The sequence below is a fragment of the Faecalibacter bovis genome (assembly GCF_017948305.1).
In the GTDB taxonomy this organism is placed as follows: Bacteria; Bacteroidota; Bacteroidia; order Flavobacteriales; family Weeksellaceae; genus Empedobacter; species Empedobacter bovis.
Genome location: NZ_CP072842.1, coordinates 2,677,463 through 2,692,153, shown reverse-complemented (window position 1 = coordinate 2,692,153; position 14,691 = coordinate 2,677,463). Strand labels below are relative to the sequence as shown.

At 30.2% G+C, this 14,691-nt stretch carries 12 protein-coding genes and 5 tRNA genes; 6 read left to right on the top strand and 11 right to left on the bottom strand.

Annotated elements, in window-relative coordinates:
• Positions 1–138: 138 nt before the first annotated feature.
• From J9309_RS12970 to ccsA, 9 genes are all read right to left on the bottom strand, one after another.
• Positions 139–214, bottom strand: a tRNA-His gene (locus J9309_RS12970).
• Positions 215–261: 47 nt separating this feature from the next.
• Positions 262–337 (bottom strand) — tRNA-His (locus J9309_RS12965).
• Positions 338–384: 47 nt separating this feature from the next.
• Positions 385–460, bottom strand: a tRNA-His gene (locus J9309_RS12960).
• A gap of 47 nt (positions 461–507) precedes the next feature.
• Positions 508–583 (bottom strand) — tRNA-His (locus tag J9309_RS12955).
• A gap of 48 nt (positions 584–631) precedes the next feature.
• Positions 632–707 (bottom strand) — tRNA-His (locus J9309_RS12950).
• Positions 708–824: 117 nt separating this feature from the next.
• Entirely contained in the window at positions 825–1,526 is a 702-nt protein-coding gene (gene bshB1, locus J9309_RS12945) for a bacillithiol biosynthesis deacetylase BshB1 (RefSeq protein ID WP_230476304.1), read from the bottom strand.
• Between the two features lie 3 nt (positions 1,527–1,529).
• Positions 1,530–2,114 carry a glutathione peroxidase gene (locus J9309_RS12940; protein WP_230476303.1) on the bottom strand — a complete coding sequence of 195 codons (585 nt, stop codon included), beginning with the start codon at positions 2,112–2,114 and terminating at the stop codon, positions 1,530–1,532.
• A 112-nt stretch (positions 2,115–2,226) separates the two neighbouring features.
• Entirely contained in the window at positions 2,227–2,391 is a 165-nt protein-coding gene (locus J9309_RS12935) for a hypothetical protein (protein ID WP_230476302.1), read from the bottom strand.
• Positions 2,392–2,521: 130 nt separating this feature from the next.
• Positions 2,522–5,809, bottom strand: coding sequence for a cytochrome c biogenesis protein (gene ccsA / locus J9309_RS12930; protein ID WP_230476301.1), 3,288 nt, complete (start codon positions 5,807–5,809; stop codon positions 2,522–2,524).
• A gap of 319 nt (positions 5,810–6,128) precedes the next feature.
• Between ccsA and J9309_RS12925 the strand changes: the two genes are divergently transcribed.
• Positions 6,129–6,551 (top strand): CC0125/CC1285 family lipoprotein, encoded by a 423-nt coding sequence (locus J9309_RS12925; protein ID WP_230476300.1) that lies wholly within the window; start codon positions 6,129–6,131, stop codon positions 6,549–6,551.
• Between the two features lie 55 nt (positions 6,552–6,606).
• Here the strand turns inward: J9309_RS12925 and J9309_RS12920 are convergent, their stop codons facing one another.
• Positions 6,607–8,637 (bottom strand): M3 family metallopeptidase, encoded by a 2,031-nt coding sequence (locus tag J9309_RS12920; protein WP_230476299.1) that lies wholly within the window; start codon positions 8,635–8,637, stop codon positions 6,607–6,609.
• Positions 8,638–8,736: 99 nt separating this feature from the next.
• Here J9309_RS12920 and J9309_RS12915 point away from each other — a divergent pair, with 99 nt between their 5' ends.
• From J9309_RS12915 to J9309_RS12900, 4 genes are all read left to right on the top strand, one after another.
• Complete coding sequence (locus J9309_RS12915) at positions 8,737–9,354, top strand: methylated-DNA--[protein]-cysteine S-methyltransferase (RefSeq protein WP_230476298.1); 618 nt, start codon at positions 8,737–8,739, stop codon at positions 9,352–9,354.
• 1 nt (position 9,355) lies between these two features.
• Complete coding sequence (locus tag J9309_RS12910; RefSeq protein WP_230476297.1) at positions 9,356–10,282, top strand: 2-hydroxyacid dehydrogenase; 927 nt, start codon at positions 9,356–9,358, stop codon at positions 10,280–10,282.
• The gene (locus tag J9309_RS12905; protein ID WP_230476296.1) at positions 10,283–11,176 is read left to right on the top strand and encodes a helix-turn-helix domain-containing protein; all 894 of its coding nucleotides are present in this window, start codon (positions 10,283–10,285) and stop codon (positions 11,174–11,176) included.
• Positions 11,177–11,296: 120 nt separating this feature from the next.
• Positions 11,297–12,289: a beta-ketoacyl-ACP synthase III gene (locus J9309_RS12900; RefSeq protein WP_230476295.1), complete on the top strand. Its 993-nt coding sequence runs from the start codon at positions 11,297–11,299 to the stop codon at positions 12,287–12,289.
• Positions 12,290–12,563: 274 nt separating this feature from the next.
• Here the strand turns inward: J9309_RS12900 and J9309_RS12895 are convergent, their stop codons facing one another.
• Positions 12,564–13,331 (bottom strand): M15 family metallopeptidase, encoded by a 768-nt coding sequence (locus J9309_RS12895; protein ID WP_230476294.1) that lies wholly within the window; start codon positions 13,329–13,331, stop codon positions 12,564–12,566.
• Between the two features lie 51 nt (positions 13,332–13,382).
• Between J9309_RS12895 and J9309_RS12890 the strand changes: the two genes are divergently transcribed.
• Positions 13,383–14,666: a hemolysin family protein gene (locus tag J9309_RS12890; protein ID WP_230476293.1), complete on the top strand. Its 1,284-nt coding sequence runs from the start codon at positions 13,383–13,385 to the stop codon at positions 14,664–14,666.
• Positions 14,667–14,691 lie beyond the last annotated feature (25 nt).

Sequence of the window (14,691 nt, the reverse complement as noted above, 5' to 3'; positions counted from 1 at the left end):
TAGGGATTAACGCAATGATAATACCAAAGTGTTAAAATTGAATAAATTGATGATTAAAATTAGGAAAATATAAGGAATGGAAATGTTAAATATAGAGCAAAAAAAATCTCAATTCTTAATAAGAATTGAGATTTAATAGGGTGAATGATGGGTCTCGAACCCACGACCTCCGGAACCACAATCCGGCGCTCTAACCAACTGAGCTACAATCACCAAGTTAATGAATTTTGATTTTGAAACTTAAATTCTAAAGTTTGTTTAGGGTGAATGATGGGTCTCGAACCCACGACCTCCGGAACCACAATCCGGCGCTCTAACCAACTGAGCTACAATCACCAAGTTAATGAATTTTGATTTTAAAACTTAAATTCTAAAGTTTGTTTAGGGTGAATGATGGGTCTCGAACCCACGACCTCCGGAACCACAATCCGGCGCTCTAACCAACTGAGCTACAATCACCAAGTTATTGAATTTTGATTTTAAAACTTAAATTCTAAAGTTTGTTTAGGGTGAATGATGGGTCTCGAACCCACGACCTCCGGAACCACAATCCGGCGCTCTAACCAACTGAGCTACAATCACCAAGTTATTGAATTTTGATTTTGAAACTTAAATTCTAAAAGTTTATTTAGGGTGAATGATGGGTCTCGAACCCACGACCTCCGGAACCACAATCCGGCGCTCTAACCAACTGAGCTACAATCACCATTTTAAAAGAAATTACACTGTTTATTAGTGTTTCAATTGGATTGCAAATATAGTGTTGAATTCGATATTTCCAAACAATTTTTAGAAAAAAAACACTGAAAATTTCAGTGTTTTTTCTAAAGTAAAGAATCTAAATTATTTACAGCTATATAACTTCTTGAAATAAATCCTTCAGCAGCTTCTGTACCTATTAATCTTCCTAAATCCATAGCTCTATAACGAATGGAATCAGTAAAGTTTTTTGTTGCAATAGGAGTAACTGGTTCTGTAGAATTAGGATCGAAAAATTGAGTTTTATATGCTAAACACGAATCCACTTTTTGATCTAAAAAACCTGTGATATCTACTACAAAATTTGGTTCTAAAGGAAGCCATTGAATGTAGTGGAAGTGCTTTTTCGGACGCCAAGCTGGTAATCCATTTTCAATTTTTGGTAATCCAGATAAAAAGATTGCAGTATTAACAATGTCAGAACCTTTTGCATGATCTGGATGACGATCTGAAGGCGCATTACTCAAAATAACATCTGGTTGATATTTGCGGATGATCTCAATGATTTTTAATTGATTTTCTTTGTTGTTTTGGAAAAATCCATCACCTAAATCAAGATTCTCTCGAACAGAAATTCCTAATATTTCTGCTGCTTCTCGAGCTTCTTCTTTACGAGTTAAATCAGTTCCACGAGTACCAAGTTCGCCTTTGGTTAAATCAACAATACCAACTTTTTTACCTAGGCTAATTTCTTTTGCTAAAGTTCCACCACAACCTAATTCAACATCATCAGGATGTGCGCCAATAGCTAAAATATCTAATTTCATGTTTTATTTTTTTTCTATCCAATCAATAATTCTGGAATCGTCTGGAGTCACATTTGAAGGATATGAAGTTTCTAAAGTTCCGTCTTCGTTAATTAAAAATTTTGTAAAGTTCCATTTAACTTCGTAATCAGATTTTCCGTTGATTTGTTTTTGAGTTAAAAATTTGAAAATATCATTTTGATTTGATCCGATAACGTCACTTTTGTCCATTAAAGGAAAAGTAACACCAAAATTCAATTTACAAAAACTTGCAATTTCATCGTTATTCTGATATTCTTGTCCACCAAAATTATCAGAAGGGAAACCAATAACGACTAATCCGTCATTTTTATATGTTTGATAGATTTTTTCTAAAGCATCGTATTGATTAGTATAACCACATTTAGATGCAGTATTTAAAATAATGATTTTTTTACCTTTTAAATCTTGAAAAGAAAATTGATTCCCATCAATGTCTTCAAATTTATAATCATAAATTGTTTTCATTATTTTAGATGATTGAGTTGAATTATTTTTTTTAATTGACTTATTGTCTTGCGCATTACAAGATGTGAAAACACTTAATAATGCTATAAAAATGTATTTCATATTTGTTTTTTGTTATACAAATTTACAGAATACGATTTTAGAAAGTATTAAAAAAATGCAAATTATTCAATTAATTATGTAGGTAAGTTTAGAGAGTAATGATTTATTAGAACTAGAAAACTTTTTCTATGAAATTTATTATACCACCGCTTAAGTAAATCATAAAAACTAACAATAATACTGCGATAAAAGTCAATGTAATTACAAGAAATTTATTTTCTAATTCATCTTTGGTTTTAGCAGATTTTAATCTCTTAAAATCATTATACTTTGCCATGAATTAATTGGTTTAGGTTTAATCAAATATAAAGTTTATTTAAGGCGAAATCGTTTATTATTCGACTAATCTAAATAAAAAAAAGGTCTAGAATTAATCTAGACCTTTTTTAAATAATATATCTTTTTTATTATTTTTTTGACATGTATTTTGGTAAAAACTTTGATATTAAAGTTAAAAATAACATAAATCCTAATGCATAATAAATCCAATCTGGAATCGGAACTGGATCACCCGCTGCGTAAGAGTGTAATCCTGACAAATAATAGTTAACTCCAAAATAAGTCATTACGATTGCCCAAATTGCCCACATAGAAGCAACATTGAAAGCCCAGAAACCTCTTAAACCAGGAACTAAACGCATGTGTAATACGATTGCGTAAACTATTACAGAAATAAATGCCCAAGTTTCTTTTGGATCCCAAGACCAATAACGACCCCATGATTCATTTGCCCACATACCACCTAAGAATGTACCAATCGTTAATAAGTAGATACCGATAGTTAATGACATCTCAGATACATAAGACATTTCTTTTATAGAAGTTTCCATCTTTTTATTCTGTCTGAATAACATAATGATTAAAGCGAAAATACCTAAAACAGCACTTAAACCAAAGAAACCATAAGATGATACAATAATAGCAACGTGTACAATTAACCAATAAGATTTAAGTACAGGAACTAACGGTGTAATTTGTGGGTCTAACATAGAACCTCCGTGTGCAAATCCCATCATAATTACAGCAACCATTGCACCTGTTGCAGGAATAAATGCGTTACGATTTTTATGTAATACTAAACCAGCTAATACACCAATCCAAGAGATAAAAATAATTGCTTCGTAACCATTAGACCAAGGAGCGTGACCAGTAATATACCAACGAATTCCTAAACCTACGGCTTGTGTAACGAATATAATAAACGTTAATCCTAAGAAGAAGTTAGTTAAATATTTTAGTACTTTATTTTCTTTGAATAATTGAATAAATGCTAGAATTACTAAGAATGTTGCTACAATTGAGTAAGCAATCATAATGTAAAAGAATACATTTACTTTATTATAGAAAATTTCTAAATCAATTTTAGTTTCAGATGGAACAACGTTTTTCCCCCATTTTTGTTGGTATTGATCGATATAATCAACTGCGTTATCAGCCGCTGTAAAATCATTAGATTTAATTCCTTCAGAAACCATATTCATGTAAACAGAAACCATTCCTAAAGCTAACGTATCAATCTCAACTGGGTTATCATTTGTTTGATAAATCCAAGAAGTCCAACGTTCTGAAGGATCATTCTGTACTGGAATAATTTTTAATTGATAACCTTTTGCAGTATTATCTAAAATGTTGAAACGCTCCGTAACAGCAATTACTTCTTCGTCAAATTTAGAACGTTCTGCAGGTTTGCGAGAAAACGCTTCGTTGTATAATTTATCTAATTTAAAACGTGTAGTTGTAGGATCAACCAAATTCATTAAAGAGGTATAACCATCTTCATTAGCATTTGTTAATTTTTTTAATTGGTTTCCACCTTTATCTCCAATTTTGATAATTGGTGCATTTGCCCAATAAGCTGGATCCATTTGTATTCCGATAAACCATTGATCAGCACTTAAACCATGGTATTTATCCTTTTTGTAAATTTTACGTAAAATCTCTAAAGCATGAGTGTTAACAGGTTTAATACGACCTTCAATATCCTGAATTAGTAAACGTCCGAATTTATCTGCGTGTTCCGCAGGTATTTTCATGTTCTTTACTAACTCAGCAGGGTCAGACATTTCTGTTGAGATTTTAGCAATATGTTCAGGCGAGTGAACCGCTGTTGTTTGTTCTTGTTTTGCTTCGTTTTCGTGCCCTTCACCAGGTGCATGTCCATGACCTGCATGTGGATCAACTTCTTGACCAAAAGCAAAAATTGAAAAGAAGAATGGAATTAATATTAAAGTCTTTTTCTTGTGTAAATTCTTTAATAATTCGTTTAATTGTAAGAAACGAGTTCCTTTCCAGAAAAGTGATACAAACATACCTCCAAATAATAAAAAATATCCTAAATAAGTAATGTTAGTTCCCCACCAATCTTGGTTTACAGATAAAACAGTTCCGTTTTCTGTAGGGAAGTAACTTGCTTGGAAGAATCTGTAACCTTTATAATCCATTACGTTATTCATGTAAATGTGTTGAGGCGTTTCTTTCCCTTCGTCGATAACTGTAATTTTAGATTCGAATGAAGATGGATTTGATGATCCAGGATAACGATCTAAAATGAAATCATCTAAACGAATACTGAATGGAGTTTTTACCACACGAGATCCGTAACCTAATGAAATATTCATTCCATCAATTTCTAAATCTGCAGTATAGTTTTGTTGTCCTTGTCCACCAACAATTGTTACTGTATCACGTTTATCCCCAACAATTACCTCAGCACGAATTGCACCTGGTAATTCTTTTTGTTCAGGATTGTGTTTGTTTCCTTGGCTGTAAACAACTTCACCGTTAAATGATGGATTTGGAATAACGAATTGTGCATTTAAAATTGTGTATAAAGAACGTAATTTTAAAGGTTCTTGAACATTAAAACCAATTTTTCCAGCTCCTTCTTTAAATTTTTCCATATCAGTGATTTGTCCAATTTGCTGACCAGCCATTTGAACATATTCACCTTCGAAAGGAGATTTAATTGTTAAGTTTTCACCTTCTCCCATAATTTGAACTGTACCGTCCATCGGGCGATTAAATGAAACTAATGTACCACCTAAAGATTTAATTTCACCAGATTTGATATAAACTGATTGACGTCCACCTTCACCTAAAGTAACTAATTCTAAAATTGGTTTACCTGATGGTTTGCGAACAATTGTATCTAAAGCGTGAGGAATATAATCGAACGTACGTAACGTGATTAATTTATTTTTAAATTGATATTGACCTTCGAACTGGCGATATAATAAAGAGTTTGTACTGTCTTTACGGTCAAAATATGTCATTTCATAATTATGATTGTCGTATGCTAACCTTTGGTCGTTATCATCTACAATCAATTTAAAATAATTCTTATACGAAACAATTTCGTTTGTAGTTTCACCTTCAGGAATTGGCATATTACCTTCAAAACTTAGGTAACGAGTTACACCACCTCCAATAAAAATGAATAAGAAAGCAACGTGGAATACCAATAAAGACCATTTTTCACGTCTCCAAAGTTGGTATCGTTTAATGTTAGCAATAAATAAAATTATTAACCAAACCATTAAAACCTCAAACCATGTAGCTTCATAAATTACAGCTTTTGCAGTAGCTGTATCATAATCATTCTCTACAAAAGTTGCGACTGCCATTGCGACTGCGTAAATCAGTAACAAAACAGACATTGTACGGGTAGAAAATAAATATTTTTCTAATTTGTTCATGCTAAAAAATTGATTTACAAAAATAGTCGAGTTGATGAGATAAAACACGAAATATTCAATGATTTTTGTTACGATTGGCTCGTTAAGATAATGTTAATGAAATTATCTTTTTAAAATTCAAATTCATTGATAATCAAATGAATTGTTTTATGTTTCAAATAATATAAGTTTACTTCTATGAATAAAGATTAAGATTTTATTTAGAAATGAATTTTTAACCTTTAAATTTTCTACTAAATTGATTAATAATAAATTGTTAAGGTATGGTATTTGTTTAGGAGGATTAAACCAAATAAATTATTATTTAAAATTTAATTTTATGAAAAAAATATTATTACTAGCGTCATTTATAACAATATCTTTTTTAGGTGTAAGTTGTACTTCAAACAAATCTGTTTATCAAGAAACTACAGAAGTTGTAACAGATAATTTTGCTTCGGGATATTTTGATAAACACATCAAAGGGAATGAGTACGAAGTTGCTTATAGAGGGTTAGATATGAACCAGAAAAAAGTTTTTGATCTATCGATGTTAAGAGCTGCAGAGATGACAAAACAAAAAGGATTTAAAAATTTTGTGGTTTTAAGTAAAGTTTCAGAATCTAATAAAGTTGGTAAACAACAAATTAAAACTAATACTTTAAAAATCGCGATGTATAACGATGTTCCTGCGAAATATGGTACATATTATAATGCTGCTGACGAATATACTCGTTTGGCAAATAAATATAAAATCAAATAATTTCAATTTCAAGTTTAATAAAAAGCCCAAGATTTATCTTGGGCTTTTTTATTATTTAGTTAACTAATCCAGCGCGTTTTAATAGTGCTTCTGGTGATGGTTTTTTTCCTCTAAATTCTTCGTATAATTCCATCGGATCTTTAGTTCCGCCAGAAGAAATTAATTTGTAATATTTCTGAGCAGTTTCTTCATTAAAGATTCCAGTTTCTTGGAAATAAGCAAATGCATCAGCATCTAAAACTTCAGCCCATTTATATGAATAATATCCAGATGAATAACCTCCTTGGAAAATGTGTGAAAATGAAGGACTCATCACATTATTTTCGATAGTTGGATACAACTCTGTCGGATCAAAAGCTTGTTTTTCAAATTCTTGGACATCTGTAATTTCTGTAGGATTATTAGCATGATAAGCCATATCTAACAACCCAAAACTTAACTGACGAACTGTTTGATAACCATCCATATAGTTAGATGCATTTTTAACTTTATCAATCAATTCTTGTGGAATAATTTCGCCTGTTTCGTAATGTTTTGCAAATAATTCTAAAGCTTCTGGCTCGTAACAGAAATTCTCATAAAACTGAGATGGTAATTCTACAAAATCCCAATATACATTAGTACCAGCTAAACTTTCGTAAATGGTATTCGCTAACATTCCGTGTAATGCATGTCCAAATTCATGAAACAACGTCGTAACTTCCTGAAAAGTTAATAACGATGGTTTATCTTTAGTTGGTTTTGTGAAATTACACACGATAGAAATATGTGGTCGAACAGAATTTCCATTTACATTAGATGCTTCTCGGAAACTAGTCATCCAAGCACCTGGACGTTTTCCAGCTCTTGGAAAATAATCAGCATATAATAAACTTAAGAAATTTCCATCTTTATCAAGAATTTCATAAGTTGTAACTTCTTCGTGGTATTTATCAATGGTATCAATTTTATTAAAAGTAATACCAAATAATTTTGTTGCGATATCAAAAGCTCCTTTTTCTACATTTTCTAACTGAAAATATGGTTTCAACTCTTCTTCTGAAAGATTAAATTTTTCTTGTTTTAATTTTTCAGCATAATAAGCATGATCCCAACGTTGTAAAGTTTCAATTGCGTCAATTTTTTTAGCAAAGTCAGCTAATTCATTAATTTCTTTTTTCGCAAATGGTTTAGCTTTTACCAATAAATCATTTAAAAAATCAACAACAGTTTCAGGAGTTTTAGCCATACGTTCTTCTAAAACGTAATCTGCGTGCGTTTTATATCCTAAAAGATTGGCACGATCAAAACGTAATTTTGCAATCTTTTTAATGTTTTCTTCGTTATTGTATTCGTTCGCTTGAAAAGCTTTTCTACCACTTGCTTTAAATAATTCTTCTCTTAAAGATCTATTTTCTGCATATTGTAAAAATGGAATATAACTTGGAGCTTGTAATGTAAAAATCCAGCCCTCTTTTCCTTTTGCTTCAGCTTCAGTTTTAGCTTGTTCAATGGCATAATCAGGTAATCCTTTTAAATCTTCTTCATTAGTAATTAAAAGTTCGTAATTATTAGTTTCAGCTAATACATTCTGTCCAAATTGTAATGTTAAGCTCGATAATTCTTTATCAATTTCTCTTAGTTTTAATTTGTCATCATCGCTAAGATTAGCACCGTTACGAGAAAAACCTTTGTATTTTTTTTCTAATAAATAAGCTTGTTCAGAGTTTAGATTTAACGAATCTTTTTGATCATAAACGACTTTAATTCTTTTAAATAAATCTAAATTTAATCGAATATCATTTCCAAATTCGGATAATAATGGTGAAATATCCTGAGCGATTTTCTGAATCTCGTCATTAGTTTCAGCAGAATTTAGATTGAAAAAGATAGATGAAATACGACCTAATTTTTGACCAGATAATTCCATCGCTTCAATTGTATTTTCAAAAGTCGGAGCTTCAGGATTATTAATAATAGCATCAATTTCTTCTTTGGCTTCCTTTATTGCTTGTTCAAAAGCAGGTTGATAATGTTCTATTTTGATTTTAGAAAATGGAGCACTTTCGTATAAAGTATCAAATTTTTCTAATAATGGATTATGCATGAGATCTGTATTGTATTTTGTGTAAATTTATCAAATTAAATACCAAGATAAGTAAATCTGACAAAGGGTCACAGAATAATTTAAATCGTAAGAAGGGGAATGATGCAAGAGTTAAATTCAAAATTTTTAATTAGTAGAATTGTTGATTCTGAGGATTTGAAAACTAATTTCAAAATCAATTTTAATCAATTGGTTATGAAGGATTATTATAAACATCGATCTGAAAATTTTATTTCATATCAATTTTATAAGACAAGATTTGGTAGAATAATTATAGGAAGTACAGAATCTGGAATTTGTTATTTACATTTTATAAATGATGAAATTTTGGCTGAACAAAATTTTAAATCATTTTTCTCAGATTGTAATATTTCCAAACAAGAGAGTGCTCAGCACCAAATAGCCCTACAAATTATTGAACATAATGTTTGGCCTGAAATGTTAAATTTACAAGTCAAAGGAACAGATTTTCAATACAAAGTTTGGCGTGGATTAACTAAAATTCAAAAAGGTCAAATCACAACTTATAGTCAATTAGCAAAAAATCTTGGGATTGATGGTGCTTCTCGTGCCGTAGGATCTGCAATTGGTTCAAATGAAATTGCATTTTTAATTCCTTGTCATCGTGTCATTCAAAAAACTGGAAAATTAGCTGGATTTAGATGGGGTGATGATTTAAAAGTTCAATTATTAAACAAAGAATTATTAGAAGAGTAAAATGAGTGTCGCCATATTATTTAATCAAAAATCTACGGAAGAATGGTTTTTGAAATTAAAGGAATCAATGCCAAATGTAAAAATTGAAGTTTATCCCGATATTGAATATTATAACGAAATTGAATTTCTTGTTACTTGGAAACCACATGTGAATTATGTAAATGAATTTCCAAATTTAAAAGTTGTTCAGTCGGTTGGGGCAGGAGTTGATAATTTGTTACATACTGTTTTAGATGACGATGTCTTGGTTGCTCGCATTGTAGATTCTAGTTTAAAACAAGATATGTACGAGCATGTTTTAGCTTGTATCATGGCTTCGATGAAAAATATTATACCTTATTATAAGGAGCAAAAATTGAAAAATTGGTCGTCTAAAAAATATCTTACAATTTCAGAATCTACGGTTGCAATATTAGGTTTAGGAGAAATTGGAAGTTTTGTTGCTGAAAAATTAGTTGCTTTAGGATTTCAAGTAAAAGGTTGGTCAAATTCTGAGAAAAATTTAGATAAAATTCAATCCTTTGTCGGAATTAATCAATTAGATGAAGCTATTTCAAACAGTGATTTTATTGTTAATATTTTACCGCTAACAGATTTAACACAAAATATTTTAAATCAATCTTTCTTTAATAAATTGTCAGATAATACTACAATTATCAATGTCGGTAGAGGTGCACATTTAGTTGAAGAAGATTTAATTGCAGCAATAGATTCAGGAAAAGTTAAAGAAGCATATTTAGATGTTTTTCGTGAAGAACCTTTAGATAAAAATCATCTCTTCTGGGAAAATCTCTCGATTTACGTAACGCCTCATATTGCAAGTATTACAAATCCAAATACAGCCATCAATCAAGTTGTAGAAAATATTAATCGATTTTTAGAGGATAAAGAACTTTTAAATGTAGTTGATTTAAAAAGAGGATATTAGATGAAAGACGTAATTTTACAATATTCTATTCGTGATTTAATTGATCAAGGTCCAAAGAATTTAAGTCACAAAAAAGTAACGATGTTCGATTTGAAGGCAAGTTGGCATTCTCGTTATTTATCAAAAGAAACTGCTTATAAATTTTCTTCATTAGGTATCATTCATATTTATAAAGGAACGTGTGATATAACGGTTAATTTAGAGAAAAAAAAGATTAAGCAAGACGACATAATGGTGGTTTTGCCAGGTCAGATTTTCGAAATTATTCAATATTCTGATGATTTTGAAGTTAAGGCAGTTTTCGTTGATTCTGAAATGATTGTTGAAGCTGGTTATCATATTAAATCTCAAAATTTAATTGAATTTTTATCTCCACAATATCCTAAAATCATTTCGCTAGACCGTAAAACTGCAAGAGATGTAAAATATAATTTTGCTAAGATTTATAAGTATATATTCAAGAATGATAATGTTTTTTCTAACGAATTGGTAATTCATCATCTTTCTATATTAATGTACGAAATCGGAAATTTTTATCATCATATGGTAAGTTCATCAGAAGAGTTAAAGCCTAATAGGAAAGAAGAATTAGCCAAACAATTTATTTTATTGGTGGGTACGCACTTTAAAGAACATCGTGAAGTACAATTTTATGCCGATAAATTATACGTTTCGAGAAAGCACTTAACAAAAGTGATTTCAGAAGTTTTAAAGAAATCTCCTAAAATGATAATTTCTGATGCAGTTATATTAGAAACTAAAGTTTTATTGAAAAATCCAAATTTTACCATTTCCGAAGTTGCTAACTTACTTAATTTTCTAGATTTATCCATTTTTAATAAGTTTTTTAAAAAAAATACAGGCTTATCTCCAACTGAATTCAAAAACACTTAATGCGTCTTTTTGACAAATAATAGAGTTTAATAAACAATTCTTAATCCTAAACATTTTAGAACTTTGTGATATAAATAATAAAGGAGATTAAAATAGTTTCTCCTGTTTTTAGATTTAAAAATGAAATTTACTGCCACAAAAAATATTTTTGCAAATATTACAGCTATAGGAGGTTTTGTGCCTGAAGGAAAAAGAACTAATGATGATTTAGCTTTAATTTGTGATACATCTGATGAATGGATTACTAAGCGAACAGGAATTAGAGAACGTCGTATTTTAGAAAATGGTTTAGCGACTTCTGATATGGCCGTTGAAGCTATATTAAACCTTTTTGACAACTACGAAAAAGATTTATCTAAGGTTGATGCATTAATTGTCGCAACTTCTACTCCAGATATGTTAATGCCTGCTACTGCAAATATCGTTTGCGAAAAATTAAAATTACATGACGTTTGGGCTTTTGACTTAAATGCTGCTTGTTCAGGGTTTTTATATGCTTTAAATGTTGGTTCAGGATTAATTGAATCTGGTCGTTACAAAAATGTCTTGATTGTAGGTGCAGATAATATTAGTGCCTTTGTAGATGTGAATGACCGATCTACAAATATATTATTTGGTGACGGTGCTGCGGCAGTTTTACTAGAATCTGATGAGGAATTTGGTGTAATGGATTCTTTACTTAAAAGTAATGGAGAAGGACGAGAGTTTTTACATATTGAAGGTGGTGGATCTCTTTTCCCAGCTTCAATTGAAACGATGGATAAGCATTTCATTAAACAAGATGGTAAAATTGTTTTTAAGAAAGCAGTTACAGCTATGAGCGAAACTTGTCTTGAATTATTAGAAAAAAATAATTTAACAACTGACGACGTAAAATGGTTGGTGCCTCATCAAGCCAATAAAAGAATAATTGATGCTGTTGGAAGTGCTATTAATATAGAAGACCATAAAACAATGGTTAATATAGAGGAATATGGTAATACAATAGCTGCAACTATACCACTATGTATGTGGGAAAATATTTCAAAATTTAAAAAAGGTGATTTCGTTTTATTAACTGCTTTTGGAGCAGGTTTCTCTTGGGGAGCTTCTTTAATAAAATGGGGACTTTAAATAGTTTTTTTGTGAAGGGGCAATAGTAATATTGCTCTTTTTTTATGGAACAAATGAATAGATTTGAACTTAAAGAACAAGAAATAAATTCGCGTCAAAACATAAGCAAACAAAAGAGGTTATTGGATTACAATTAGGTTCTGAAAGTTTATAGGTGATGAATGATGAAACTTGAAAGTGTCATTTACACCGACAATTAAAGTTAAATTTCCGCGAATCAATTTAAAATGCAGAACAATTGTAACTGAAACAATAAAATCGCCAAATGGCGATTTTATTTATTTAATTCAGGATTGATATCCAGTATATTTTCAGTTCTATATTTTTCTACAAATTCATCTGTAAAAAATTCACTTCCCATCAATTTATTTTCCTGTAAAAGCTTTTTTATATCTAATTTTTTATATTCCTCCATCATTCGATCAGAGATTGGTTTATAAGTAAAATGCCAAGGTTCATATTTAAAACCTTTACGTTCTAAACTTTTAGTATAAACTAAATAGAACCCATATTTATGCGCATTTTCATCTAACCAAAGTTTAAATTTTCGCATAGAGCCACCTTCATTAAAATGTTTTTCATGTAATGGATCAGCAGGAATTCCCTTTGTCATATCAATAATATCAATATCAGTTCCCCAATGATGTCTTGAAGTTCCAGGAATTGTAGAATATTCAATTATCTTCTCAATATTTTTGATGTTAGAAAGTCCTTTTGCTTTATTTGCTTTAAATTTTCGTTCCCAGATTACATTCTGATATTTGTAACTTCTATAACTTGAAATTACGCAGATATCAAAACCAGCTTTTTTTGCATCAGCTTTCATTTTTTCTAATTGTACAGCTACTTCAGGTAAAACTTTATAATCTTTTCCTTGTGTTAAATTAGGGTTAGATTTCCCAATTAAGTCAGCTGTAGAAAAGACTTGAGTTTCTTCCTTATTTTGTTCAATTATAGTTGATTGTGCATGAGCTTGAAATGCAAAAAGAGTAAAAGAGGCTAAGAATAGTTTTGTTATCGATTGTTTAGGTGATTTAAACATGTTTTAATATTAAAATTATACTTAATTTTATACAAATTTAGACATTATTAAGTGGAAATAATTATTTTAATCATCCTTATTCTTTTAAATGGAGTTTTTTCTATGTCGGAGATGGCTTTAGTCTCTGCAAGAAAATTTAAGTTAGAAAATGAGAAAAAGAAAGGTAGTTCAGGTGCTCGTACTGCTTTAGAATTGGCAGATAAACCTGATACATTTCTATCTACAGTTCAAATCGGAATTACATTAATCGGAATTTTGTTAGGGGTTTTCTCTGGAGATACTTTAACAAAAGATTTAGCAAATTTATTAGCTCAAATTCCGTTAATTGCTCCTTACGCTAATTCTTCTGCCTCCGTTTTAATGATTATTTTGATTACTTATTTTTCAATTGTATTTGGTGAATTATTACCAAAAAGATTGGGTATGACGTTCCCAGAATCAATTGCTAAAATGATGGCTAAGCCGATGAGTATTTTGTCTAAAATATCATCACCATTTGTTTGGTTATTAAGCTTTACGAACAATATTTTATTGAAGATTTTAGGGATAAAAGACAATACAGAAGTTGTTTCGGAAGAAGAAATTAAGTCTATAATTAAAGAAAGTACCGAAGGAGGAGAAATTCAAGAAAAAGAACACGAAATAGTTGAACGAGTTTTTGAATTAGGTGATAGACGTGTAAATACATTAGCAACTCATCGATCAGAAATTGTTTATTTAAATATTACCGACACTTTTGATGAAGTGAGAACTAAACTTAAAAAGAATAAACATTCGGGTTATCCAATTGTAAAGAATGATAATTTAGATGAAGTAGTAGGGGTAATTCATTTAAAGGATTTTTTTGGTACAACAAAAGAAGAATTTCAGTTAAAGAAATATCTGCGTAAAGCGATCTTTGTTAATGAAAATTCATTTTGTTATCCTTTATTAGAACGTCTTCAAAATTCACATTCTCAGCTCGCAATTATGATTGATGAATATGGAACAACTGCAGGTATCGTTACGATAAATGATATTATGGATGAGCTAATTGGTGAATCGCCAGAAAATGAAGAAGAAGATTACGAGGTGGTTGAACGTGAAGATGGAACTTGGTTAATTGATGGTCAATTTTCTATTTATGAATTTGAGCGTTATTTTAATGTCGATGTTAATGACGATGTTGAAAATTTATATGTAACAGTTTCAGGTTTGTTCTTTAGCCAAACGGAAGAAATGCCAAAAGTTGGAGATAAGTTTCAGGTAGATGATTTAGTGCTTGAGATTATTGATAAAGATGGAAATCGAATTGATAAAATTTTAGCTTATCGCATACCAGAAGATATAGAATAAAAAAAAGTCGCTCATAAGAGCGACT